This is a genomic window from Streptomyces sp. SN-593, from assembly GCF_016756395.1.
GTDB lineage: Bacteria > Actinomycetota > Actinomycetes > Streptomycetales > Streptomycetaceae > Actinacidiphila > Actinacidiphila reveromycinica.
The window spans coordinates 2140007-2162193 of record NZ_AP018365.1 but is presented as its reverse complement, the minus strand read 5'-3'; the positions used below and the strand labels follow the sequence as shown (position 1 = coordinate 2162193).

Sequence of the window (22187 nt, the reverse complement as noted above, 5' to 3'; positions counted from 1 at the left end):
AGGGGTGACCGGTGGGACGCACGCGGCGCCCGACCCGCCCAGGGCCTTGACCTGCCCAGGGCCCCCGCCCAGGTCCGGCTTCTCCCCGGTCGGCCTCTCCAGGTCCGGCCTCTCCCGGGTCCGGCCCCCGCGCGGGTCGGGCCTCGGTCAGGACGCGCCGCCGGTCAGCTCGGGCGCGACCAGGCGTCCCACAGCGCCGCGTACGTCCCGCCGGCCGCCCGCAACTCCTCGTGGGACCCCTGCTCGGTCACCCGGCCCTCCTCCATGACGAGGATCGTGTCGGCGGTCGCGGTCTGCGAGAGCCGGTGCGCGACGAGCAGCGCGCTGCGCCCGCGCAGGACCCGGGCCGCCGCGGTGTCGAGCAGCCGCGCGGAGTCGCTCCCGCCCTCGGCGGTGGCCTCGTCGAGCACGACCACCTCCGGGTCGAGCAGGAACAGCCGTGCCAGGGCCAGGTGCTGGGCCTGACTGGGTCCGAGGTGGTGGCCGCCGGCGCCGATCACGGTGGCGGCGCCGTCCGGGAGCGCGTCGACCCAGCCGGTCGCGCCGACCGCCTCCAGTGCCAGGGCCACCTCCGCGTCGCTCGCCTCCGGCCGCCCCATCCGTATGTTGTCGGCCACGGTGCCGGCGAAGAGGTGGGTCTCCTGGGTGACGAGGGCGACCCTGCGGTGCAGTTCGGTGGGGGAGAGGCCGGCGAGGGGCGTCCCGTCCAGCGTCGCGGTGCCGCGGCGGGGGGTGCGCAGGCCGGCGAGCAGCGTGGCCACCGTGGACTTGCCGGAACCGGTGGTGCCCACCAGCGCGACGTGCCGTCCCGGCTCGATCCGTAGGGTCACCCCGTGGACGACGTCGGCCCGGTCGCCGTACCCGAAGTCCGCGGCATGGAGCGCGAGGACGGGCAGCCGACGGGACGGCGGGGGCGCGGGCCGGGAGGGCCCGCCGTCGGCGCTGCTCCCGCCGGCCCCCGCGGAACGCACCGGCGCCGTGGTGGACTTCGCGGCCTGCGCGGGCACCCCCGCCGGCTGCGCGGGCACCCCCGCCGGTTGGGCGGGCGCCCCCGCGGGCCGCGCGGGAGCCGCGTCGAGGACTCCGACGAGTCGGGCCAGGCCGGCCGCGGCCTGCTGCACGCTGTCGAACGAGCCGAGCACCGCGTTGATCGGGTCGAAGAGCCCGGCGAAGAACAGGGCGGCCGTGGTCGCCGCGCCCACACTCGCCGAACCGGACCGCACCAGCACCGACGCGGCGAGCAGGATCGCGCCGAGCCCGACGAACTCCGCCACGTTGAGCCGTCCGAAGAAGCGGGTGGCGTTGCGGATCGCCGTGAACTCGTACTCCGCCGCGGCGAGTGACGCGTCCTCGACCCGGGCGTACTGGCGGCCGCCGACGCGCAGGGACCGCACGGTCGGCAAGGCGGCGAAGGCGCCGAGCAGGGTGGAGGTGCGGTGGCCCTCGGCGGTGCGGCCGGCCGCGTAGATCGGGCGGGAGGTGCGCAGGTACCAGCGCAGGGAGAAGACCTGGATCGGCACCGCGAGCAGGCCGGCGAGCGCGAACCGCCAGTCCAGGGAGGCCAGTCCGACCAGCGTGGCCAGGATGGCCAGCGCCGCCGAGACGAAACTCCCGAAGCCGCCCTGCGCCGCCTCGGTGACGCGCTCGACATCGCCGGAGACGCGCGAGACGAGGTCGCCGCTGCCGGTCTCCTCCACCCTGTCCACCGGGAGGGCGAGCGCGGTGGCGACGACGTCCTCCCGCAGTCCGGCCACTTCGGGCAGGACGACGCGGGCGAGCAGGACGTTCGACGCCCAGGTGGCCGGGGCGCCCAGCACCGCCGCGGCGGCGAGCAGGACGACCGGCCCGATCACCGCGGAGGTGCCGCGGCCGTCGACGATCGCCTGCGTCACCCATCCGATGGCGATCGGCCCGACGAGGCCGATCGCGCTCTGGGCGATCATCACGGCCGTGGTCGCGACGAGCAGGGCGCGACGCCTGCGCAGGGCGGCACGCAGGTACCCGCGGGTGCGGCGGCCGTCGGCGACGGGCAGCAGCGGGCGGGCGCCGTCCGTCACGTCGGTGGTGGCGGCGGTGGCTGAGGCGGCGGCCGAGGAGCCGGTGGCGTTCATCGGGTCAACAGCTCCCGGTACGCGGCGTTGTCGCGCATCAGCTCGGTGTGGCTGCCGCTGGCCGCCGTGAGCGGGACACCGCCCGGCCGCTCACCCGCCGACCCCCCTGCTCCGGCGGGGCGGGGAGTCTCCGCGCCCCGGCCCTCCGCCGCCTCGCCGTCCGGACCTCGGCCGCCCGCATCACGATCACCCGCGCCACGACCATCCGCGCCACGACCATCCGCGCCACGACCACCCGCGGGCGCGCCGGCCCCGGCGGCGCGCAGGAAGAACACCCGGTCGCAGCGGGAGAGCAGCGCGGGGCTGGTGGTGACCAGTAGCGAGGTCAGCCCGTCACGGGCGCGCACCTCGCGCAGCCGGCCGGCGATACGGTCCTCGGTGGCCGCGTCCACCGCCGTCGTCGGGTCGTGCAGCACCAGCACCGGGGGCTCGGCGGCCAGGGCGCGGGCCAGGGCGACGCGCTGCCGCTGCCCGCCGGACAGGCTCTCGCCGCGGTCGCCCACCGGCGCCTGCGCGCCCCCGGCAACCGTGTCGATCACCTGGTCCGCGAACGCCGCCCAGGTACCGCGCTCCGCGGCCCGCGGGTCGGGCGCGAGCAGCGCGATGTTCTCCGCGATGGTGCCCGGGAACAGCACGGCGTCGTGCGGCGACACCAGCACCCGCGCGCGCAGGTCCTCCAACGGCACCTCACCCACCTCCTTCCCGCCGACCTCGATCCGCCCGCCCTCGGGCTCGCCCTCCCGCACCAGCAACCCCGGAATCCGCCCGGCCACCCCGGGCACGTCGACCACCAGGCCCGTCAACTCCCCGCACTCCGCCACGAACGACACCCCCGAGAACCCACCGACCCCGACCTCCGCCACCACGACCCGCGCCCCCCGTCCTTCCTCCCACCCACCCGGGTGAGAGCCGTCCCGTACCTCGTCCCGCGCACCCACGACGTCGAGCACCCGCCCCGCCGACGCCACCGCCCGCGCATACGCCGCGCTCGCCCCCGACACCACCTGCATCGGTCCCACCACGAATCTCGCCAACCCCAAAGCCGCCACGAACTCGCCCAGACCCATGCGACCCGAAAGCGTGAGCCACCCGCCCACTCCGGCGATCACCGCCAGGTACGCGCCGGTGAAGGCCGTTCCCACCGCCGACAGCAGCGACTGCGACGACACCGCCCGCAGCGACGCCCCCAGCGCCACCTGGCTGGCGCGCCCGTACTGCGCCGCCGCGGTCCGCTCCGCACCGATCCCCTTCAACACCCGCATGCCGCGCACCAGATCCTCCGCGAGCACCGCGGCCCGCCCGGCCTCCTGCTGCTCGGTCCCGCTGTGCCGCCGCAACCGCCCCGCCACCCGGTCCTGTACGACCAGCAGCAGCGCCGTACCGAGCAGGATCACCGCCCCGAGCGGCAGGGAGAAGTACAGCAGCAGCGCGGTGGACACCGCGAGCACCGCCACCGCCGCCACCGTCTGCGCGACGATCCCGGCGAAGGCGCCGACCCGGCCGGCGTCGCTCGCCGCGCGGGTGAGCAGGTCGCCGGGGGCCAGCCGTACGCCGCCGGTCGGGCGCAGGACCCGCTCGGTCACCCACATGCGCACCACGTGCCCCGTGTGCTGCTTCGCCCGCATGCTCGCGCGGGCGCCGAACCGGAAGGACAGCGACAGCAGGACGAAGTCCGCGGCGAGCACGCCCAGCCAGAGCGCGATCGCCCACCGGCTGCCGCCCGCGACGGCCTCGCCCACCGTCGCCCCGACCACCACCGGCACCATCGACTCGCCGAGCTGGTGCGAGCTGTAGAGCACCGACGCGGCCACCAGGTCCCGGCGTCGCGCCCGCAGCGCCCCCCACAGCAGCGCGCGCGCCGACGGCCACGCGGCGTCCGTACCGGCCGTCCCGGCCGGCGGGGGTGCTCCGGGGGAGGCGGCGGCTGGCTGCGGCGGTAGCGGCGGAGCGTCGGCTGTCACCAGACCGACCCTAAAGGGACTGTCCAGTGGCGAACACGCGTTATGGAGTCAGATGGTGTCGCCCACCGGCCAGAAACCCGCGGATGTCCTCGCGGAAAGTCGCGAATCGACGACGCATCGTGATCGCCACACGGGCGGCCGCGGGGACTTGAAAATGAAAACCAAAGTCGTATACTGTCGGCATGGCCAGAAACGAACTGCGTCCCGTCGTCAAGCTCCGGTCCACCGCGGGCACCGGCTACACGTACGTCACCCGCAAGAACCGGCGGAACGACCCCGACCGCATGACCCTGCGCAAGTTCGACCCCGTCGCGGGTCGCCACGTCGACTTCCGAGAGGAGCGCTGACCGACATGAAGCCCTCCATCCACCCCGCCTACGGCCCCGTCGTCTTCCGCGACCGCGCCTCGGGTGACGCCTTCCTGACCCGTTCCACGCTCACCGGCGACCGCACCGTCGAGTGGACCGACGGCCGGACCTACCCGGTGTTCGACGTGGAGGTCTCGTCGGCGAGCCACCCCTTCTACACGGGCACCCAGCGCGTCATGGACTCCGCCGGCCGGGTCGAGCGGTTCAACCGCCGCTACGGCCGCGAGGCGTCCGAAGAGAGGTGAGGCCCCGGCCCGCCCGCCGGCGGGATGCGGCCCCCCGGCGGGCCGCCCCCGCACGGACCGATGACGAGGCCCGGCACGCCATGCGTGCCGGGCCTCGTCGCATCCGCGGGTCGCCCCCGCCGGCCACCGCCCCGTACCCCCGGGCTTGAATATCGGACTTCTCGCGCAGGCTGTGGATAACTTTGCGCAGGGAGGCGGACGCAGCCCGTAACGTGGTTCTCGCGTGGTGCAGGGAGCGCCGCGTTCATTCCCGTCCGGGAAGCCGGGGATGACCGGGGGAACCAGGGGTGCCGGGGGTGGCGATGGAAGGCTTCGACTTCGGAGAGTTCCGCGTGGTGGTCAAAGGACGCGGCCGCGGCGTGCGGCTGGAGCGTGCCGCGCCCGGAACGGATGGGCGGGACGGCGACCGGTGCGGGGAGGAGGACGGCCCGCCCGCGCGCCTGCCGCGCCGCCGGGTGAGCCATCCGCACACGGGCGCGGTGGGCACGCTCGTGGGGCGGGAAGAGCAACTGGGCCTGCTGCGCAGCGTGGTGCGGTCGCGCCGCATGGTCGAGTTCACCGCGGAACGCGGATCGGGGAAGACCTCCCTGCTGCGCGCCGTCGCCCCGGACGCCTACGTCCGAGTCGGCGCCGCCGACTTCGAGGACTTCCTCCAGGACCTGGTCCGCGAGTTCTACGTGTACCCGCCCGGCGCTCCCCGGCTGAGCGCCGAGGAGTGCCGGCGCGCCCTCCGGCAGGTGAACGCCGTCGTCGCGTTGGACGACGTGGGGTACGACCCGCCGCAGATCGCCGACCTGCGGGAGGCGTTACGCGGGTGCGCGGTGCTGATCGGCGCGGTCCGGCCGGCCGTCGGGCCGCTCGGTATCTCCCACCCGCTGCCCGGGCTCGCCGCCGAGGACGCGGTGACCCTGCTCTCCCGCCTCCTCGACCGGATCATCGCCGGCGCCGAACTGCCGCAGGCGCACCGGCTGGTCGCCGCGCTCGACGGCCGCCCGCTCGCCCTGCGCCAGGCCGCCGCGCTGGTGCGGTACGACGACCGCGACCTCGCCGACCTGGTGCGCCAGGTCGAGCCGGGCCCCGCCACGCTCGACGCGTTGGCCGTCGCCGCGCTCGACCCGCAGTCCCGACGGGCCCTGGCCGCGCTGGCCCTGCTCGGCGGTGCCCGGCTGCCGGCCCGGCTGGTCGCCGCGATGGCCGAGGTCGAACCCGGCGCCGAGCGGTTCGAGCGGCTGTGCGCCCGGGGACTGGCCGAGAAGCACGGCGACCGCTTCGGCCTGCCGGCCGGCCTGCCCGAGCCGTACCTGCGGCTGCTCCACCGTCAGCTCGACCTGCGCGCGTCCCTGCGGACCCTCGGCGCCTGGATCGAGGCGCGCGACCCGGCCGGGGAGGAGGCGGGACAGGCCGCCGACGCGGCGGTGCCGCTGCTGGACGCGGCGGCGGGCCGCGGGGACTGGGAGTCGGTGGTCGCGCTCGCCACGACCGTGGAGCCGGTGCTGTGCGTCCAGGGCCACTGGAGGTCCTGGCAGCGGACTCTTGAGATCGGGCGCCTCGCGGCCGGCCGGCTGCCGGACGCGGCGGCGGAGGCGCACTTCGCCCACCAGGAGGGCACGCTCCACCTCCTGGAGGGCCGCCGGGAGGAGGCCCGCGACGCGCTGTCCCACGCGTTGGAGCTGCGCACGCGGCACTTCCGCGCCGTCCACGACCCCGCGGTGGAGGACACCCGGGCGAACCTGGTGCTGGCCGGCGGCAGCGGCGACGCGCGCGGCGGGGGCGCCGCGGGCGCCTCGCGGGCCCTGCTGGGCAGGCGGCTGTCCGGCATAGGGCGTTCGACGGGGCGCCGGAGGAGGGCCCGGGCACGCCGCCGCAGTCACAGAGCGCTCGTCGGCATGGCTGCCGCGACCGCGGCCCTGGCGACCGGCGTCGCGGTCGCGGTCGGCACCGTGGGGGGCGACGGGCTGGGCGGGGTGGGTGTCACCGGCCGGCACCACAGCACCTCGGCGGCCGGGGCCAAGGGCGGCCCCGCCACCTCCGGCGGCCTGCCCGGCGTCCGGCGCAGCAGCGGCATCGCGGACCAGGACGCCCCGAGCGGCACCGCCCCCACCGAGGCCACCTCCCCGACCGGACCCGGCACCGCCCTGCGCCCCCTCACGATCGAGGGCACCGCCGACTACGGTGACGTCCACGCGGGCCCGGCCGGCAGCGCCCCCGTCGCCACACTCACCATCACCAACCCCAACGGCACACCGGTCGCCCTGGAGGCGATCACCCTGTCCACCCGCTCCGACTTCGCCATCACCCAGGGCTCGTGCCGGACCGGGGAGGCCGTGGCGCCCGGGTTCCTCGACGGCGGCGGGGCGCCGGCGCAGGCCAAGAAGCTCGCCGCGGGCACCAGTTGCAGCGTTCTGGTCCGGTTCGCGCCGACTGCGCTCGGCCGGCGCGCGGACACCCTCACGGTCAGCTACGGCAAGGACGGCAGGAGCAGCGCCCGGTTGACCGGCAGGGCCTTCGCCACCGTCAAGGTGACCGTGTCCCCCGACGCCACCGGCAGCCGGCACGGGTACGTCGACATCACCTCCGACGGCACCGTCACCACCTGCGACCCGGCCGAACCCTGCACCGTCCGCTACTTCGACGCGAAGGCCCCGCTCCTGCTCGACGCCCACGGGGGCGGCACCGACCCGGGCGGTTCCGGCGGCGCCGGGGACGGCGGCACCACGGGCGCGGGCGGCGCCGGCGGTTCGAGCACCACGGGGAGCACGGCCGGCGCGGACCCCACCGGCGGGTCGAGCACGTCGGACGGGGCCGGCACCTCCGCCGGGTCGAGCGCCACCATGAGCCCGCTCTACCTGCCGGGCACCTGGACCGGCCCGTGCGCGGGCGCGGCGCAGGAGTGCGCCCCCACCCCGGGCGGCGACATCACGACCACCATCACGTTCACGCAGGACGCCTCGTGACCCGGGCGCCGCGCGGGACCAGGGGCCTCGGGATGGCGCCGGCGTGGCGGGACGGGGCGAGCCGGAGCCCGTACGCCCACCGCCCCGCGCGTCCCACCGCCCCCTACTTCAGCAACCGCGACAGGCGGCGGTCCGCGAGGGGCTTCCCGCCGGTCTGGCAGGTGGGGCAGTAGTCGAGCGCCGAATCGCTGAAGGACACCTCGCGGATGGTGTCCCCGCACACCGGGCACGGCTCGCCCTTGCGCCCGTGCACCCGAAGCCCGCTCTTCTTCTCCGCCTTCAGATCACGCAGCGGCAGCCCGCGTGAGCGCTCGACCGCGTCGCGCAGCGTGCTGCCGATCATGTCGTACAGCAGCGCCGCCTCCTGCCCCGACAGCTTCGCCGCGAGCTTGTACGGCGACATCTTCGCCGCGTGCAGGATCTCGTCGGAGTACGCGTTGCCGATCCCCGCGATCACGCTCTGGTCCCGCAGCATCCCCTTGACCTGCCGCCGTTCGCCCGCCAGCAGCCCCGAGAAGACCTCGGGCGTGAAGTCCGGCGCCAGCGGGTCGGGCCCCAGCCGCGCGACGCCCGGCACCTCCGCCGGGTCGTGCACCACGTAGACGGCCAGCCGCTTCTGCGTGCCCGCCTCCGTCACGTCGAACCCGACCCCGGCGGGGTCCGCCAGCCGAACCCGCAGCGCGAGCGGGCTCTTGCCCGGGCGGGGCGGCGCCTCGGGCATCCTGTCGTTCCACCGCACCCAGCCCGCCCGCGCCAGGTGCATCACCAGGTGCAGGTCCCCGGCTCCCAGGTCCAGGAACTTCCCGTAACGCGCCACGGCGTCGAACGTCCGCCCCTCCAGGTCCGCGACCCCCGGGCGGTAGGTCTTCAGCGCACTGACAGCCAGCGGGTGGACCCGCTCGATCTCCCTCCCCACCAGGTGCTCGTCGAGAAACCAGCGCAACGCCTCGACCTCGGGCAATTCAGGCATACTCCCATTCTGCCCCGCCTCCCCCGCCCCTGCCCGAGCGTGCCCGCCCCGCCTCCCCCGCCCCTGCCCGAGCGCGCCCGCCCCGCCCGAGCGGGCCGGCGCCCGCATCGCACCGACCCCGGGTGACGCGGCGGCGCGGCCCGGTGTCAGCCGGAACCCTGCTCGGTCGATGCGGCCTCGGCCGGCGGGGCCTCGGCCGGCGGTGCGGGCGGCGGCTGCTCAAAGGAGCGGCGCAGCGCGTTCCAGACGAGCCGGGCGATCCGGGCGCGCGCGTCGGGGCCGGGGTGGGTGCGCGTCGCGCTGCTGGCCATGAAGATGAGCAGGCGGAAGTCCTCGGCGTCCACCTCGGTGTCGATGACCCCGGCCTCGCGCGCGCGCCACAGTACCGGCGTGACCGCGGCGCGCAGCCGTTCCACCAGGTCGTCGGTGCCGGCGCGCGGGTCCCTGGCCGAGCGGATCAGGTCGACGAGCGGGGCGTTGTCGTCGAACAGGTCGATCACCCGGCCGATGAACAGCGGCAGCACGCCGGGGCCGTCCGGAAGGGACGAGGCGATCCGCTCGATCTGCTCGATCAACTGCTCGAAGACCGCCAGGCGCAGCGACTGCGGTGTCGGGAAGTGGCGGGCCAGCGTGGCGCGGCCGACGCCCGCCGCCTTGGCGATGTCGATGCTCGGGATGGCGGGGTCCCGGTCGGCGTACAGCCTGGCGGCGGCGGCGAGGATCGCCTCGCGGTTCGCGCGGGCGTCGGCGCGCTGGGCGGGGCCCCGCAGGGGTTCTGGTCTCACCGGCCCCACCCTAGACGGGACAAGTGGGCACTCGTGACCATTTTAAGTGGACACCCGTGCCCACTTAGATCTACGGTGGCGGCCATGTCCACCCAACGCACCCGCCCCGGCCTGATCGTCGGGTCCCTCGCCTTCGTCTGCCTGGCCGTCGCGCTGCTGCAGTCGCTCGTCTCGCCGGCGATCGGCAAGATCGCCCTCTCCGTGCACACCACGCCGGACAGCGCCGCGTGGGCCCTCACCGTCTTCCTGCTGAGCCTGGGCATCTGCACCCCGGTCGTCGGGCGCCTCGGCGACATCCACGGCAAGCGCCCGGTCTTCCTGGTCACGCTCGGCGTCGTCATGGCCGGCACGCTCCTGGCCGCCCTCGCCGACACGCTGTGGCTGCTCCTCCTCGGCCGGGTCGTCCAGGGCGTGGCCGGCGGCCTGTTCGCGCTCAGCTTCGCCATCGTGCGCGAGGAGCTCCCGCGCGAGAAGGTGCCCGCCGCCATCGGTCTCATCTCCGCGCTGCTGGGCCTGGGAAGTGGTCTGGGGGTCCTGCTCGCCGGCATCATCGCCGACCACCTGTCGGTCCACTGGCTGTTCTGGATACCGCTGATCTGCACCGCGCTCGGGCTCGCGGTGTCCGCCCGGGTGCTCCCCGCCTCGCGTCTGCGGGCCTCCGCGTCCGTCAACTGGGGTGCCGCGGCCCTGATGTCCGCCGGCCTGTCCGCGATCCTGCTGGCGGTCAGCCGGACCGCCGCCTGGGGGTGGGTCGACGCCCGGACGCTCGGACTGGCCGCGGCGGGCGCCGTCGTCCTGGCGCTGTGGGTGGCGGTCGAGAACCGCTCGGCGTCCCCGCTGGTCGACATGGCCATGATGCGGAAGCGCGCGGTGTGGCCGGTCAACCTGCTCGCGATCGGTCTCGGCTTCGGCCTCTTCTCGGCCCTGCTGCTGGTCCCGCAGTACGCCGAGTCGCAGGTCGGCTTCGGCGACTCCGTCACCACCGCGAGCCTCATGGTGCTGCCGCTGTCCGCGGTGATGCTCCTGGTCGGCCCCTTCTCCGGCCGCCTGGAGGCCCGCTACGGCGCGAAGCCGCCCGCGGTGTGCGGGGCGGGCGCGGTGCTCGCCGGGTTCGTCCTGCTCGCGGCCGCGCACGGCTCCCGGCTGCCCATCCTTGCGGCCAGCGCCCTGCTGGGCCTGGGCATCGGCCTGGCCTTCGCGGCCATGGCGAACCTCGTGGTGCAGGCGGTGCGCCCCGAGGAGACGGGTGTCGCGACGGGGGTCAACACCGTCGCGCGCACGCTCGGCGGTGCCTTCGGCGGGCAGGTCGCGGCGACCCTGGTGACATCCGGCGGTGCCGGGTCGGCGCCGACGGGCGCCGGGTTCGACCATGCCTTCCTGGCCATGGTCGTGGCCTCGCTCGTCGCCCTCGCCGCCGCGGTCGCGGTGCCGCGGGCCGGCCGGGCCCGGGTGGCCGCCGCCCGGAGCGAACCCGCGGGCGGGGCGCCCCTGCCGGAGCCCCTGCTGGAGCCGCAGCCGCAGCCGGAGCCGGGCGCGGTGCGCGGTGCCCCCTGAGGCGACGGAGAACCGCGGGGACCCGCCGCCCCCGAGAGGCGACGGGTCCCTGATCCCGTCCGGGCCGGTCTGCTGACCTTCAAAGGGCGGTGTCGGCATGGTGGGGCGGGGGCAAGGCCAGTGCCGGATGGGCGGCCGTTGAGGACGTCGGGGCGGTACCCGGCGGTCCGGCGGCGAACATCTGCTGGATCATATGGACCTGCTCGCCCGCGGATTCCGGGTCATGGCACTGACCTCCGGCACCGCCGTCGGTCCGCAGCAGGTTCCGCTCCTCGTGAGAGCGCAGCGCACGCACGCTCACCGCCCACTGGCGGGTTGCCTCACCTATCCGTATGACTCTCTCTTCTTCCTCCCGGCTGACGTCCGGAGTTGCACCTCACGTCAATGTCAGGTTCTAGAGTATGGGACGCCAGGACATCCGTAGCCATTCGCACCGAAAAGAGCAGGTCATCATGCGCGCAGCCCGCTACCACGAGTACGGCGGTACGGACACCCTTGTCGTCGAGCAGGCTCCGGACCCGACGCCCGGCCCCGGTGAGATCCGCGTCCGGGTCACGGCGGCCAGCGTCAATCCCGTCGACTGGAAGGTACGCAACGGATCGGTGCGCGACTTCCTGCCGGTCGATCTGCCCGCGATCCCGGGACGCGACGCCGTGGGCGTGGTGGACAGGATCGGTGGGAGCGTCGACTCGGTCGGCATCGGTGACCGGGTCTTCGGCCTCGGCGGAGTGACGGGTGCTTCGGCCGAGTTCGCGGTCCTGTCGGCCTGGGCTCCCGCACCCGCCGACTGGAGCGACAACGAGGCCGCCGCCGCGGGCCTGGCGTCCGTGACGGCGCTGGGCGGGCTGAAGGCGCTCGGGCACCTGGAGGGCCGCACTCTGCTGATCGAAGGGGCTGCCGGCGGCGTCGGAGGCGCGGCGGTCGAGATCGCCCGCGCGCTGGGCGCCACCGTGATCGGGACGGCCAGTGAACGCAACCACGCCTACCTCACCTCCCTCGGCGCCGTTCCGGTCACCTACGGCGCGGGCCTGTCCGAGCGACTCGCCGACCTGGCCCCGACGGGGATCGACCTGGTCCTCGACGTTGCCGGCTCCGGCTCCCTGTCCGATCTGGTCGAGATCGCCGGCGGTCCGGACCGCGTGGTGACGGTCGCCGATCACATGAACGCCGAGCCGCTGGGAGTCCGGGTGGCCAACGCCGTCAACGACTCCACGCTCCTGGCCGAAGCCGCCCGTCTCGGCGGAGAGGGCCGTTACGTGCCGCGCATCGAGCGGTCCTATCCACTGGAGGAGATCGCGAAAGCGCACGCTGCCTCCGAGCAGGGGCACGTCCGGGGAAAGATCGTCGTGACCGTCTGATCTCGGAACGTCCTCGCGGCGTGTGCCGCACCTGCGGTGCCCTGTGCCATGCCCGGACACCCCACAGAGAGATCCCGGAGACGCCGTCGCTCCCTGTCCGACCCGCTATGGAGCAGGTCAGGCAGGGAGCGACGGCATTCGCCTCTTAGATGTCGAAGTAGAGACCAGGCGCCTCTCTGACCTGCCCCGATGGTTGGCTTTGGGGCACTGACCTGCATGGAAGGTCTTTCCGCTATTTCACGGACATGCCCCTTGATGTGGCCGGAAGTCCCAGAGAAGTCCCAGGGAGTCGCCAACAGGCTTGGATCGCTCTTTCCGGCTCCGTTGGGGCGGGGCCCTTGTTGGCCGATGGCAGGTAAAGGGACGGGCCTGGATGGTGTCCGCGCCAGTGTTCCAGTGCTGCCGGCGGCCGGAGCGGTGTAGTTAAGTGGCTGTTGTCGTTCCGAACTTGATGGCGGCGTTTTCTCTGGTCAGGCATGGGGCCGGGGATCGTGTGGGAGTAGTGGCCTGTCGGGTTGTCGTTCGCCGGGGAGGCTTGGATGCCGTCGGTTGTCGGGCTGCTGGAGCAGCACGAGCTCGCTGCTCGCCGTGAAGTCGATCGGTTGCGGGAGGAGGCCGACCGGATCCAGGCCGAGTTGGTTGCGGCCGAGGAGGAATGGCGGGAGTGGACGGTCGCCCGCAGGCGGGTCGATGTAGTCCTGGCGCCGGGCGCCGGCACCGCCGCTACGGAGGTTGCCTCGGATCCGTTGGACGCGGGTGTGCCGTCGGTGCCCGGGCATGCGGTCAAGCCGAGGTCGCAGGTGCCGGTGTGGCGTGAGGGCCTTGACCGGTCGGTGCTGTCAGTGGACTACCAGCGCATCGTGCAGACGCTCGCGGACCGGCACGGGCTCGGTCAAGGACCGCTGACCTGCCAGGAGACGGCCGCGGCGTTCGGCATGGACGTGGTGCCGGCCCGAGTGGAAGCCTTGCGGTCGAAGGCGAAACGCCTGGTCGCGCGGGGCTGGCTGGCCGAGCCCGGGGCGGGCCGGTTCACGCCGGCTGCGGGTGTGGCCTCGCCAGGCGGCGGGTCATGAGCAGGGTCATCGACCAGTAGGCCATCGCCTCCGCACTGGTGGTGCGGCGTTCGTAGTCGCGCGCCAGCCGGCGGGTGCGCATCAGCCACGCGTTCGTGCGCTCCACGATCCACCGCTAGGGCAGCACCACGAACCCCTTCTGGTCGTCGCTGCGTTTGACGACCTGCAGGACCAGCGAGAGTGCGGCCAGGCAGTGTCCGACGAGGCTGCCGGTGTAGCCACCGTCGGCCCAGACCAGCTCCAGCCCGTTGTGGGCGTCGGCCACGCGCTGGAGCAGGACCGCCGCGGCGGTGCGGTCCCCGAAGTCCGCGGCGGTGACCATCACGCCCAGCAACAGGCCGAGCGTGTCGACCACCAGGTGCCGCTTCCGCCCGTTGATCAGTTTCCCACCGTCGAAGCCGCGGCTGTCGACGCCGACGACGGCGTCGGCTTTCACCGACTGCAGGCCGATGCCCTGGCCGTGGAGGTCATGGGCTTTGCGCGAGCGCTTGCGGGTGGTCTGCTCACGGACGCCGCCGGGTCGGGGCGGGTTGACGGTGCCCCAGCAAGGGGCGTGCGCACGGACTTCGGCCAGGGCCTGGTCGCACAGGTTCTTCCACAGGTGTCAGCGGTCGCTGGCCTGCACCGCGTCGGGCAGGGCCCGGCGGATCGCCTCGGCGTGGGTGGCCGAGCCGTCCCGGCACACGGCCTCGACTTCATTCTTCCCACGGAGCCGTGCCTCCCATGTGGCGGCCTCGCGGTCGGGCAGGGCATCGATGTGTTCCCCGGTCTCGGTGTCGATGATGATCGTGGCGTAGCGGTGGCGGCGGGGCAGGGCAAAGTCGTCGACCCCGATCACCTGTGGGACGCGGAGCGTCGGGGTGGGTATGCGCCGCAGCAGGTGCAGGGAGGTCGCATAGGACAGGGGCGTGGCCGGGAGCCGGGTGAGGCGGCAAGCCGCCCGGCCGCATGACTTCTTGACGATCTCCGAGACCTGCGGGGTCGGACGCGTGGTGCGGCGCTGAAGGCGCTGGATCAGCGCAGGAACCTGCTCACGGTAGGTCTGCCGTGGGCAGCCCGGGACCGGACAGGCCAGGCGCCGCACCCGGACACGGGCCAGGACCTTCCGGCCGTCCACCGGTACGTCCGCCACCGTCCGGACGTGATATCCGTGCACCTTCCCCGTCAGCACTCCGCACACCGGGCAGGGGATCAGACCACCCCGGGTCCGTGCGACGACCCGGATCACCTCACCGTCATCCGCCACATCCTCGATGACCAGAACAGAGAGCCCTGAAAACACCATGGCTGCAAGGGAGTTGACATCTTGCGTACCACGTCAGCAACACCCGTCACCTGGCGTCACCACCGACTACGGAACAGAGCCGTCGGCTGGACGGACCCGCCGTCGGGCCCGGCCGCGGCTCCGGGCTGGGCAAGGCTCGCTGGGTAGCCGAGCGCACATTCGCCTGGCTGCGCCAGTTCAAACGGCTCCGCACCCGCTACGAACGCCGCGCCGACCTCCACCAGGGGCTACTTGACCTGGCCTGCAGCCTCATATGCCTTCGCCGCCTTCGGACCTCATTCTGAAACGATCAGTTAAGTGCCGTCGTCGGATTGAGCAGCGATTCGTGGGTGTCCTCCTCGATGATCCGGCCGCCGTCGAGGACGAGGATGTGAGCCGTGGTGTGGGTGGCACCGAGGCGGTGGCTGATCAAGACGACCAACGATGTCCCCGGACAATGTGATTGAGACGTCAGACATCTCGATCAACAGCTCGGTAGCCTCGCCCGTTGCGACTCACCGCTATCATCCGACAGGTGGCCACGTCGAAGAAGCCTAGTAGATCCGCGGGTCGACGACCGGGTTGGAGTGGGGGTTCGGTAGCAGGATGGTGCGCAGCGGTATCTCGAACCAACGAGGGTCGATGCGCAGACCCATGACGCGCTCGGCCAGCACCAGTTGCCGCGCTCCGCGCAGCCACTCGTCGTGCTCCGGGTCGGTCAGGTCCGCGCACCAGGCCGGGTCCCATGCGGGGTCGGGATCTGGGTCGGAGAGCGGAGTGAGCGGGCCCCAGGGTTCCTCATGGATGACCAGCCTGCCATTGACTGCGTAGCCGATGAGGTCGGCGCCGTTGACGTGCGTGAAGATGGACAACGCACGGGCGCCCCCTTGCGAAAGACTGCGGAGCGCATAGGCGCCCGTGTAGCCGTTCTCGATTGCGAAGACCTGCCCCGGTGCCGCGGTACCGACCCGCAGCACCAACTGCACATCGCCGAACTCGCGGCCCTGATTCACCTCTCCGAAGAACTCGGGACCGTGCATCTCTGTACTGCTCGGTTCTCCACCGAATCTGCGGATCACCTCGCTCTCGTCGGCACCTTCGATCAAGGCGAAACAGTCCGAGTCATAGGTTTCGAACCAGTCGTGTCGTGCGATGCATGCAGCGGTCTCGTTGTCCATGACCACATCCATAGCAGAGACCGCCGACAGCACGGGCTCTCTCTGCCGTGGCCGACATCGCTTCCACAGCACTGCGTTTCTGACCGTCTACGCCGTCCTGGTCCCCGACGGAATGTTCAACGGCCCTGGGGTCGGGCAGGACATTGATGCGTTCACCGGTCACGGTGTCGATGATGATCATGGCGGAGCGGTGCCGATGAGACGGGCATTGCCAGGAGCCGCGCCAGGCGCAAGGCCGCCCGGCCGCGTAACTCCGTGCCACCTCCGAAGACCTGCCGGTCGTCGACCGGCACGTCTGCAACCGTGCGGCCGTGGTAGCCGTGCACTCTGTCCGTCGGGCCCCCACATCGGGCAGGGGAAGGGAACCTCCGGGGTCCGAGCGGCTCCCGGATCACCTCACCGTCGTCCAACACATTCTCGACGACCAGCCCCGAAGGCACTGAAATCACCTTTACCATAAGGGAGTTGACATCCCGCACACGGGTTCAACGACACCTGTCTCCTCTAATCAGCCGGGGTGGATGTGCAGGGCCAGGGTGGCGCGGCGGATCTCCAGTACGTGGTCCTCGGGCAGCGTGGTCCCTTGCGGTACTGTCTGCGTCCGGCCGCTGGAGGCGATGACGATCTGGTTGTATCGGACGCGGTAGCTGAGGGAGAAGAAGTCGGCACGGGGGCGGCTGATGACGTCGTAGTGGGGGTCGTGGCCGGTGTAGGCCTACAAGGCGTCGGGTGTGAGCAGCAGGCAGTTGAGGCTTGCGTACTGGTCGGCGACCGCGTGGATGTCGGCGGCGGTGGCGGCGATGGCCTTCTCCGGACGCATGCCGTCATCGATGCGGCGGCGGACCGCGAGGTAGAAGCGCTCGCTGTCGGTGTCGCCCTGGGTGGTGGCCAGTGCTTCGGGGCCGAGGAAGGAGTCGAGACAGGTGGGCGGTCTGAAGCCCCCGTAGTGCGCGAAAGCGATCCGCTCGTCGCCGAAGAGGTGGGTATTGCCGTGTGTGACCGGGATGTGCGGGCTGGCCAGGCGCAGGTGCAGGACCGCGGCGTCGGTGACTGTCTTGCGTACGACGCGGGCGAATTCGGGGCTGAGGTCGGCGCGCTCGTGTTCCTTGGCGGTGGTGACGGTGTGTGTCTCGCTGACGGTGGCTATGCCCCAGCCGTTGTTGTGTTCGCAGGCCAGGCCGAGGTAGGGGTCGAGGTCATCGGCGATCAGGGTGCTCAGGGGTGCGCGGGCGGCGGCGACGACGCCGAGCATACGGCACATGGCGGTCTCGTTCCTGTCGGGGGGCCGGGAAAGCCGACTGCGTCGTCGTGTGCGAAACCGCGGGCCGCGGCCGATCCGGCGTCGAGATGGGAGCTGTCATACCCTTTACCGGTGTGCCCGGACTGTGGTGGGTCAGCTGTGCCGAATGCGGTTGCGGGTCCGGCTCGGCCGCCATTCGAGCAGTCCAGTGCGGCCGCCGTCTGTCTTATGCCCAGCGTCAGGGCGACGTAGCAGACTGCTGCCGCGCCGAAGGTGGTCAGCGGCTGGGCGTACTGGAGGTCGAGGAACTGGGTCCGGCCGGTGGGTTCCTGGGTCGCTCCGACGGTCGCGGCCAGGGACGAGTTGAGGGTGGTCGCGATGAGCAGCGGCGCGAGCGGCTGGACCGCGGAACGGAACTCCAGCGGGAGCGCGATCAGCCGCTGGATCTGGGTGTAGGTCAGTCCGAGGGCGCGGCCGACCTCGATTTGTCCGGCCGGCACCGCCCGGTCCCCGGACCTTATGGCCTCGTAGAAGGACACGGCCCAGTACAGGCTCATCGCGGTCCCCGCCGTCCACAGCAGCGAGTGGACCAGGCCGACTTCGGGCAGTCCGAACACGAAGAGCGTCAACAGCACCAGCAGCCGAACACTGCGCAGTGTTGCGACGTAGGCCCAGGCCAACACGAGCAAGGGGACGACCAAGCTGATCAGGTAGCAGATCCGGCAGTCCGGCCGGGACGAAGGTGCTGCCGTTGATCTCCAGAGACACCAGTAGCTCGTAGCCGAACACGCCGAGATGGGAGAATAGGAGCCCCATGGCCGGTCAGCCGACGGTGGGAGGCGTCGGTGCCGCGCCGGGCACCGCGGTGCCCACGGTGGCTTTCCAGACCTTGGCCCACGTGCCGTCGGCCGTGATCTTCTTGAGCCAGTCGTTGACGAACACCTTGAAGTCGGGCTCGTCCAGAGGGAGTCCGATGCCGTACGGCTCGGCGCTGAAGGTGCCGCTGAGCACCTTGACGTCCGTGTTGGTCAAGGCGTTGCCCGCCAGCAGGCCCTGGTCCATGACGTAGGCGTCGGCGCGGCCCTGCTGAAGGGCCTGGAGGCACTCGGCGTTGATGTCGCAGAGTTGGATCTTCGCCGACGGCGCGGCCTTCTTGACGGCGGTGGTCGCGGTCGAGCCCGACCCGGTCACCACGGTCTTGCCCGCGAGGTCCTTGAGGTTGGTGATGCCGTTCTCGTTCTTCCTGACCTGGAGACCGAGGCCGTCCTCGTAGTACGGGCCGGCGAAGGCGACGACCTTCTCCCGTTCCGGTGTGATGACGTAGGTGGCGAACACCGTGTCGACCGACCCGTTCTTCAGCAGGGCCTCGCGGGTGGCGGAGGTGACGGTCGTCAGTTTGGTGGAGTCCTTGCCGATGATGTACTTCGCCAGCAGCCGGGATAGGGCCGAGTCGAATCCTTCGATCTTACCGGTGGTCGGGTTCAGCAGCGAGAACATCGCGGTGGTCTGGGTGCCGCCGACCCGCAGCACGCCCTTGGCCTTGATCTTGGCCGCGGTCGAGCCGTCCGGCAGAAGCGAGGCGGCCGCAGGCTGCTCGGAGGTGACCAGATCATCCACGGAGGCATCCGTGGCGACAGCCTTGTCCACGTTGCCCGTCTTCGGCGATCCGGACGAACTGCCGGAGCAGGCCGTTACGGCGAACGCCGAGACGGCGAGCACCGCCGCCACGGCGGCACGCCGGACCCGGACACGACGGATCCTCGTGGCGAACAGGTCACTCTGGTCGAAGACCGCGGACGTGCCTGCTCTGTTCGAGACGGGGATGCTGCTCATGATCTCTCCTGAACGAGGGCGAACGCCCGAGGGACAGCGGACGCCGGGAGGCGAAGCCGGGGGCCCGGCGGGGACGGAAGATACGGACGTCCGGTGGGGGTCGTGCGCACGCAGGGAGCCTCCGGAGCGGACCGAGACCGTGAACAGGTCACCTTCGTGCGGTGGAACGCGAATGGCCGATACGTCACCGGTGATTCAGGTGCGCGCGGTTTGCCGATCTCGGCGCGCGGAAAATTCTTTCAATGCTGCAATACTTTGGAGAGAAGTCCGCGGACCGTTCGTTGGGCGGTCCCGCGAAGAGATCCGCCGGCGTGGCTGTCTCCAGAATCCGTCCGGAGTTCACGAAGACGCGGTCGGCGGCCTAGCTCACGGGCGCGCACATGCGGCACGGACCGGGCGGGGCCGCGTACCTTCACCGGCGCTGGCGCCAGATTCTGAAGGGCCGTCAGGTGGGCGAAGAGGTTGAAGGACCGGAAGGTCGTGACGGCCTCTGCCCGCAGTCCGGTCAACTCCCGGCCCTCGGCCGGTAGCGGGACGCCTCGATGAGCACGGTCCCGGAAGCGACCGTGTCCAATCGGTTCATACCCCGGCACAGTGCAGACTCGCCGGAACCGGACGGCCTGATGATCACGGCGACCTCGCCCGTGGTGGCATCCAGACTGACACCGTGCGGCACCTGCGTCTCACCGAAGTGCTTGCACACATCACTGATCCGGACTGGCTGTTCCGAGGAACCGCCCCGCACCGCGGACAGGACCCCCTCCGGGGCCGCTCCGGAATCAGAAAAAACGCCACGCCGTTTTACGGCGCGGCTGGGAATTGCGTTCACGGGAACCCCTGCCGGCTGCGGAGAGGACAATCCTGGGTACCGCCCTATTGGACCGTACGTCCCCCGGGCGTGTCCAACGAGAGAATTTTCACCGATGCATCAGAGGTCTTTATAGTTACTGAATGCTGGAGATACGCGGGTCCGACGTACTCGCGGAAGCCGGCAGTACCGGCTCACTGGGCTGGCCCCAATCGGTCGTGGGCTTCCAGAGGCGGTGGCCGCAGTGGTCCGTGGGTGCACAACTGGTGACCAGGACTGGACGCGGACTGTGCCTGCATGCGCCGGACTGGCCCTTGTCCGCCGTGCCGACGCCGTCTTCTCGACGCGCGGTGAGCTTGTTCCATGACCGGCCTGATCTGGCCAAATGCGGCGTGGGGACGGCTTGGAGGAGGCGGGCGAGCCGGGTGGTGGAGCACCGGAGTTCGCGAAGGGGGCGTCAGGATTCGAGGGTCGCCATGGCCCTGTGCCACGAGGGTGTGGTTCTTCGCGTGGGACCGGTTCACCGCTCGCTGGCTGGTCGAAGAAGGCCGCCTACTGCCCGCGGCACGGGGTGCAGACCGAGGCGTCGCGGTTACCTTGCGGGCCCAGCGCGGGATGTCGGCCTGGGCGAAAGCATCGGCGACGCCGTGTCCTCGGGGCGCGCGGACGTCGTGGACGGCGCCGGGCGGAGCCGGTGTGGCCCGCGGCGGCCGGTCGAAGGGGCCCGCGAGGACCTTCACGTTCAAGCCGTGTCTCTGTGCTCCCCGAGGAGGAGGGCCGGTCAGCGGCGATCCGGTCGATCGGCGGCAGGGCGCCGTCCAGCACCACGAACGCCTTCGACGAGGCTGTTCGCGTGGTCTCCGCAAGGGCCGGTGCCACAGGCCCCCGAAGCCGACTGCCAGTTGGGCGTAGGTGGTTGCATTGCGCGGATGTGCTGACACCAGTTGCGCGTGACGGCCGACGGGGAGTCGGCGCGGGCGGTGTCGGCGGCTCTTGATCCGACGGCCGTGTTCCCGCAAGCGAACGGCGAGGAAGTGCAGGGCTCGACCGGAGCCGTTGCCGGCCCGTCGTGGCCCCGGCCACACGCCGTCGGCGGCGTGCGATTCGGTACGGACGACCCGGTGGTTGGGGGTCGGTGCGCCCCACGGCCGCAGCACGGAACCGCCGCGGTCGTGGGGACCGCAGGCGCGGCGGGCGGTCCCGGCCAGGAGACGGGCATGCCGGGAGCGTCCACGTCCCTGCGATCGAGGCAGGACCGGTTCAGTGCTTCCAGGTGGTGACGTTGGACCACTCGGCGTCGGAGTAGTTGCCCCAGTTGACGTCCATCGCGTGAGCGATGCGGCCGAGTACGCCTTCCGGGCCGAAGAGGCCGTTGGCGGCGAGGTCCCACTCGTTCATCATGTCCTGGTAGTACGTGGCGGCGGTGCTCTGGAGCCACTCCTCCTGGAGCGGCGCGAGGCGGCCCTTCAGGGCGCTCAACTCCTCGGCGATGGTCGCCGCCATGCCGTTGATGGTGGTGCCCGCCGCGCCCAGGGTGTCGTCGACCTTGATCCTGACGCTGTCGATGGAAGACGGATCTGGCATCTGGAGCTCCTCTAGTCGAAGTTGGTGCCCGTGGCCGGCGCAGGCAGGTCTTCGCCCATGGCACGCAGGTTGTTGATGTTCTGTGCCTCGGACTGGGTGTAGTTGATGTACGTGCCCTCAAGGCCCGAGGCGATGTCCGTCAGCGAGTCGTGCAGCATGCGCGCGTAGACGTCGTAGTCCTGCATCAGGGTGAGGAAGGTGTCCCGCGCCATGCCGCCCCAGACGGCTTCGAGCTGCTGGACGTAGGACTTGAGCTGAGCGAGCTGGTCCTGGACGAGCTGTGCGGTGTTGATTGTGTCGGTGCGCGCCTGGGCCAGGTACTCGGGAGTGACACGGTAGTTGACGCCGCCGACCGTCGTGGCGCCGGTTTGGGGTGGAACTGTCATACTTCACCACCAGGGTCTGTCGATGACATGATGCACTGACTTCTCGGGGGCTTCGCGCCAGCGCCGGGCCAGTCTGCCAACGTCGGGGGCGTCAAGTAAACCCGATCCGTCATCTTGTGGCGTAATTCCGAATTTCGGCAGGTATGCGGGCGCAGGTTGCGCGGAGATGACATCTGAATTATGTCAGCGGGAAGTCTTCCCCTTCCCCACGCGCGGCTTGTTCGCTGTATAAGTTGCCTCTCGGTCACCGTGAAGGACGCGCATGCCCCGGGGAGAGCGCGCTTCGGTAGGGCGGTGGCCTTCGTGCAGACATCACACGTAGGCGTGTCACGTCCGAGGAGGATTGCCACATGAGTGGGACGACGCCGGAACGGCCGTCGGGAGCGGAGCCGGCTGAGCCGGCGCTGCGTGATCCGGCGGTGCCCGTCGCCAGTGGGAGCCGGGCCACGGGCGCGGACCCGGGGCCCGGGGCGGTGCCGCGGCCCTCGGCTGACGGCCCGGTCCGGGGTTCGCTG

General features: G+C 71.9%; 19 protein-coding genes and 4 pseudogenes. 7 read left to right on the top strand and 16 right to left on the bottom strand.

Annotated features, from left to right (window positions below):
• Positions 1-164 precede the first annotated feature (164 nt).
• The gene (locus tag RVR_RS08880) at positions 165-2111 is read right to left on the bottom strand and encodes an ABC transporter ATP-binding protein (protein ID WP_202233325.1); all 1947 of its coding nucleotides are present in this window, start codon (positions 2109-2111) and stop codon (positions 165-167) included.
• Complete coding sequence (locus RVR_RS08875; RefSeq protein WP_202233324.1) at positions 2108-4072, bottom strand: ABC transporter transmembrane domain-containing protein; 1965 nt, start codon at positions 4070-4072, stop codon at positions 2108-2110. Before RVR_RS08875 ends, RVR_RS08880 begins: the two co-directional genes overlap by 4 nt.
• A 182-nt stretch (positions 4073-4254) precedes the next feature.
• Between RVR_RS08875 and rpmG the strand changes: the two genes are divergently transcribed.
• The 3 genes from rpmG to RVR_RS08860 all read left to right on the top strand — a co-directional run bounded on the left by rpmG (position 4255) and on the right by RVR_RS08860 (position 7639).
• Complete coding sequence (gene rpmG / locus RVR_RS08870) at positions 4255-4419, top strand: 50S ribosomal protein L33 (RefSeq protein ID WP_202233323.1); 165 nt, start codon at positions 4255-4257, stop codon at positions 4417-4419.
• Between the two features lie 5 nt (positions 4420-4424).
• A complete protein-coding gene (locus tag RVR_RS08865) occupies positions 4425-4685 on the top strand; it encodes a type B 50S ribosomal protein L31 (protein ID WP_202233322.1) in 261 nt (86 codons plus the stop codon).
• Between the two features lie 296 nt (positions 4686-4981).
• The gene (locus tag RVR_RS08860) at positions 4982-7639 is read left to right on the top strand and encodes a hypothetical protein (protein WP_202233321.1); all 2658 of its coding nucleotides are present in this window, start codon (positions 4982-4984) and stop codon (positions 7637-7639) included.
• A gap of 103 nt (positions 7640-7742) precedes the next feature.
• On the opposite strand, the gene RVR_RS08855 is transcribed toward RVR_RS08860, so the two are convergent.
• Together RVR_RS08855 and RVR_RS37445 are read right to left on the bottom strand one after the other, a co-directional pair.
• Positions 7743-8609, bottom strand: a complete 867-nt coding sequence (locus RVR_RS08855; protein ID WP_202233320.1) for an Fpg/Nei family DNA glycosylase — start codon at positions 8607-8609, stop codon at positions 7743-7745.
• A 146-nt stretch (positions 8610-8755) separates the two neighbouring features.
• Positions 8756-9394 carry a TetR/AcrR family transcriptional regulator gene (locus tag RVR_RS37445; protein WP_237404648.1) on the bottom strand — a complete coding sequence of 213 codons (639 nt, stop codon included), beginning with the start codon at positions 9392-9394 and terminating at the stop codon, positions 8756-8758.
• A gap of 84 nt (positions 9395-9478) precedes the next feature.
• Between RVR_RS37445 and RVR_RS08845 the strand changes: the two genes are divergently transcribed.
• The 3 genes from RVR_RS08845 (at position 9479) to RVR_RS08835 (ending at position 13379) form a co-directional block, all read left to right on the top strand.
• Entirely contained in the window at positions 9479-10948 is a 1470-nt protein-coding gene (locus RVR_RS08845; RefSeq protein ID WP_202233319.1) for an MFS transporter, read from the top strand.
• 452 nt (positions 10949-11400) lie between these two features.
• The gene (locus RVR_RS08840; protein WP_202233318.1) at positions 11401-12306 is read left to right on the top strand and encodes an NADP-dependent oxidoreductase; all 906 of its coding nucleotides are present in this window, start codon (positions 11401-11403) and stop codon (positions 12304-12306) included.
• Between the two features lie 539 nt (positions 12307-12845).
• The gene (locus tag RVR_RS08835) at positions 12846-13379 is read left to right on the top strand and encodes a hypothetical protein (protein ID WP_202233317.1); all 534 of its coding nucleotides are present in this window, start codon (positions 12846-12848) and stop codon (positions 13377-13379) included.
• Here RVR_RS08835 and RVR_RS08830 read toward each other — a convergent pair.
• The 3 genes and pseudogenes from RVR_RS08830 to RVR_RS08820 form a co-directional block, all read right to left on the bottom strand.
• Entirely contained in the window at positions 13336-13485 is a 150-nt protein-coding gene (locus RVR_RS08830; protein ID WP_202233316.1) for a transposase, read from the bottom strand. The two genes, RVR_RS08835 and RVR_RS08830, sit on opposite strands and share 44 nt — an antisense overlap.
• Positions 13486-13494: 9 nt before the next feature.
• Positions 13495-13815 carry a transposase gene (locus RVR_RS08825; RefSeq protein WP_237405265.1) on the bottom strand — a complete coding sequence of 107 codons (321 nt, stop codon included), beginning with the start codon at positions 13813-13815 and terminating at the stop codon, positions 13495-13497.
• A 6-nt stretch (positions 13816-13821) separates the two neighbouring features.
• Positions 13822-14664 (bottom strand): annotated as a pseudogene (locus RVR_RS08820) (ISL3 family transposase); the annotation flags it as partial.
• 116 nt (positions 14665-14780) lie between these two features.
• Between RVR_RS08820 and RVR_RS08815 the strand changes: the two are divergent.
• A pseudogene (locus tag RVR_RS08815) lies at positions 14781-14948 on the top strand (transposase); the annotation flags it as partial.
• Positions 14949-14953: 5 nt separating this feature from the next.
• Here RVR_RS08815 and RVR_RS38570 read toward each other — a convergent pair.
• The 9 genes and pseudogenes from RVR_RS38570 to RVR_RS08780 form a co-directional block, all read right to left on the bottom strand.
• Positions 14954-15076, bottom strand: coding sequence for a hypothetical protein (locus RVR_RS38570; protein WP_272933066.1), 123 nt, complete (start codon positions 15074-15076; stop codon positions 14954-14956).
• Positions 15077-15197: 121 nt separating this feature from the next.
• Positions 15198-15821, bottom strand: coding sequence for a DUF6461 domain-containing protein (locus RVR_RS08810; protein WP_237404647.1), 624 nt, complete (start codon positions 15819-15821; stop codon positions 15198-15200).
• A gap of 121 nt (positions 15822-15942) precedes the next feature.
• Positions 15943-16300: pseudogene (locus RVR_RS37440) on the bottom strand (transposase family protein); the annotation flags it as partial.
• A gap of 236 nt (positions 16301-16536) precedes the next feature.
• On the bottom strand, positions 16537-17082 hold the full coding sequence (locus RVR_RS08805; RefSeq protein ID WP_202233315.1) for a class II glutamine amidotransferase: 546 nt from the start codon (positions 17080-17082) through the stop codon (positions 16537-16539).
• Positions 17037-17768, bottom strand: a complete 732-nt coding sequence (locus RVR_RS08800; RefSeq protein ID WP_346731505.1) for an ABC transporter permease subunit — start codon at positions 17766-17768, stop codon at positions 17037-17039. The genes RVR_RS08805 and RVR_RS08800 overlap by 46 nt, the downstream gene beginning before the upstream one ends.
• Positions 17769-17883: 115 nt before the next feature.
• A complete protein-coding gene (locus RVR_RS08795) occupies positions 17884-18894 on the bottom strand; it encodes a glutamate ABC transporter substrate-binding protein (protein WP_202233313.1) in 1011 nt (336 codons plus the stop codon).
• Between the two features lie 1181 nt (positions 18895-20075).
• Positions 20076-20787 (bottom strand): annotated as a pseudogene (locus tag RVR_RS08790) (transposase); the annotation flags it as partial.
• Positions 20788-20962: 175 nt separating this feature from the next.
• Positions 20963-21286, bottom strand: a complete 324-nt coding sequence (locus RVR_RS08785) for a WXG100 family type VII secretion target (RefSeq protein WP_202233312.1) — start codon at positions 21284-21286, stop codon at positions 20963-20965.
• Positions 21287-21297: 11 nt separating this feature from the next.
• Complete coding sequence (locus RVR_RS08780) at positions 21298-21672, bottom strand: WXG100 family type VII secretion target (protein WP_202233311.1); 375 nt, start codon at positions 21670-21672, stop codon at positions 21298-21300.
• Positions 21673-22187: the final 515 nt, after the last annotated feature.

Bases quoted from the DNA above. Each gene is read 5' to 3' on its own strand.
- RVR_RS08785 (WP_202233312.1), bottom strand. From the start codon at position 21,286: ATGCCAGATCCGTCTTCCATCGACAGCGTCAGGATCAAGGTCGACGAC.
- RVR_RS08805 (WP_202233315.1), bottom strand. From the start codon at position 17,082: ATGTGCCGTATGCTCGGCGTCGTCGCCGCCGCCCGCGCACCCCTGAGC.
- RVR_RS08795 (WP_202233313.1), bottom strand. From the start codon at position 18,894: ATGAGCAGCATCCCCGTCTCGAACAGAGCAGGCACGTCCGCGGTCTTC.
- RVR_RS08865 (WP_202233322.1), top strand. From the start codon at position 4,425: ATGAAGCCCTCCATCCACCCCGCCTACGGCCCCGTCGTCTTCCGCGAC.
- RVR_RS08880 (WP_202233325.1), bottom strand. From the start codon at position 2,111: ATGAACGCCACCGGCTCCTCGGCCGCCGCCTCAGCCACCGCCGCCACC.
- RVR_RS08855 (WP_202233320.1), bottom strand. From the start codon at position 8,609: ATGCCTGAATTGCCCGAGGTCGAGGCGTTGCGCTGGTTTCTCGACGAG.
- RVR_RS08780 (WP_202233311.1), bottom strand. From the start codon at position 21,672: ATGACAGTTCCACCCCAAACCGGCGCCACGACGGTCGGCGGCGTCAAC.
- rpmG (WP_202233323.1), top strand. From the start codon at position 4,255: ATGGCCAGAAACGAACTGCGTCCCGTCGTCAAGCTCCGGTCCACCGCG.
- RVR_RS08835 (WP_202233317.1), top strand. From the start codon at position 12,846: ATGCCGTCGGTTGTCGGGCTGCTGGAGCAGCACGAGCTCGCTGCTCGC.
- RVR_RS08840 (WP_202233318.1), top strand. From the start codon at position 11,401: ATGCGCGCAGCCCGCTACCACGAGTACGGCGGTACGGACACCCTTGTC.
- RVR_RS08845 (WP_202233319.1), top strand. From the start codon at position 9,479: ATGTCCACCCAACGCACCCGCCCCGGCCTGATCGTCGGGTCCCTCGCC.
- RVR_RS08810 (WP_237404647.1), bottom strand. From the start codon at position 15,821: ATGGACAACGAGACCGCTGCATGCATCGCACGACACGACTGGTTCGAA.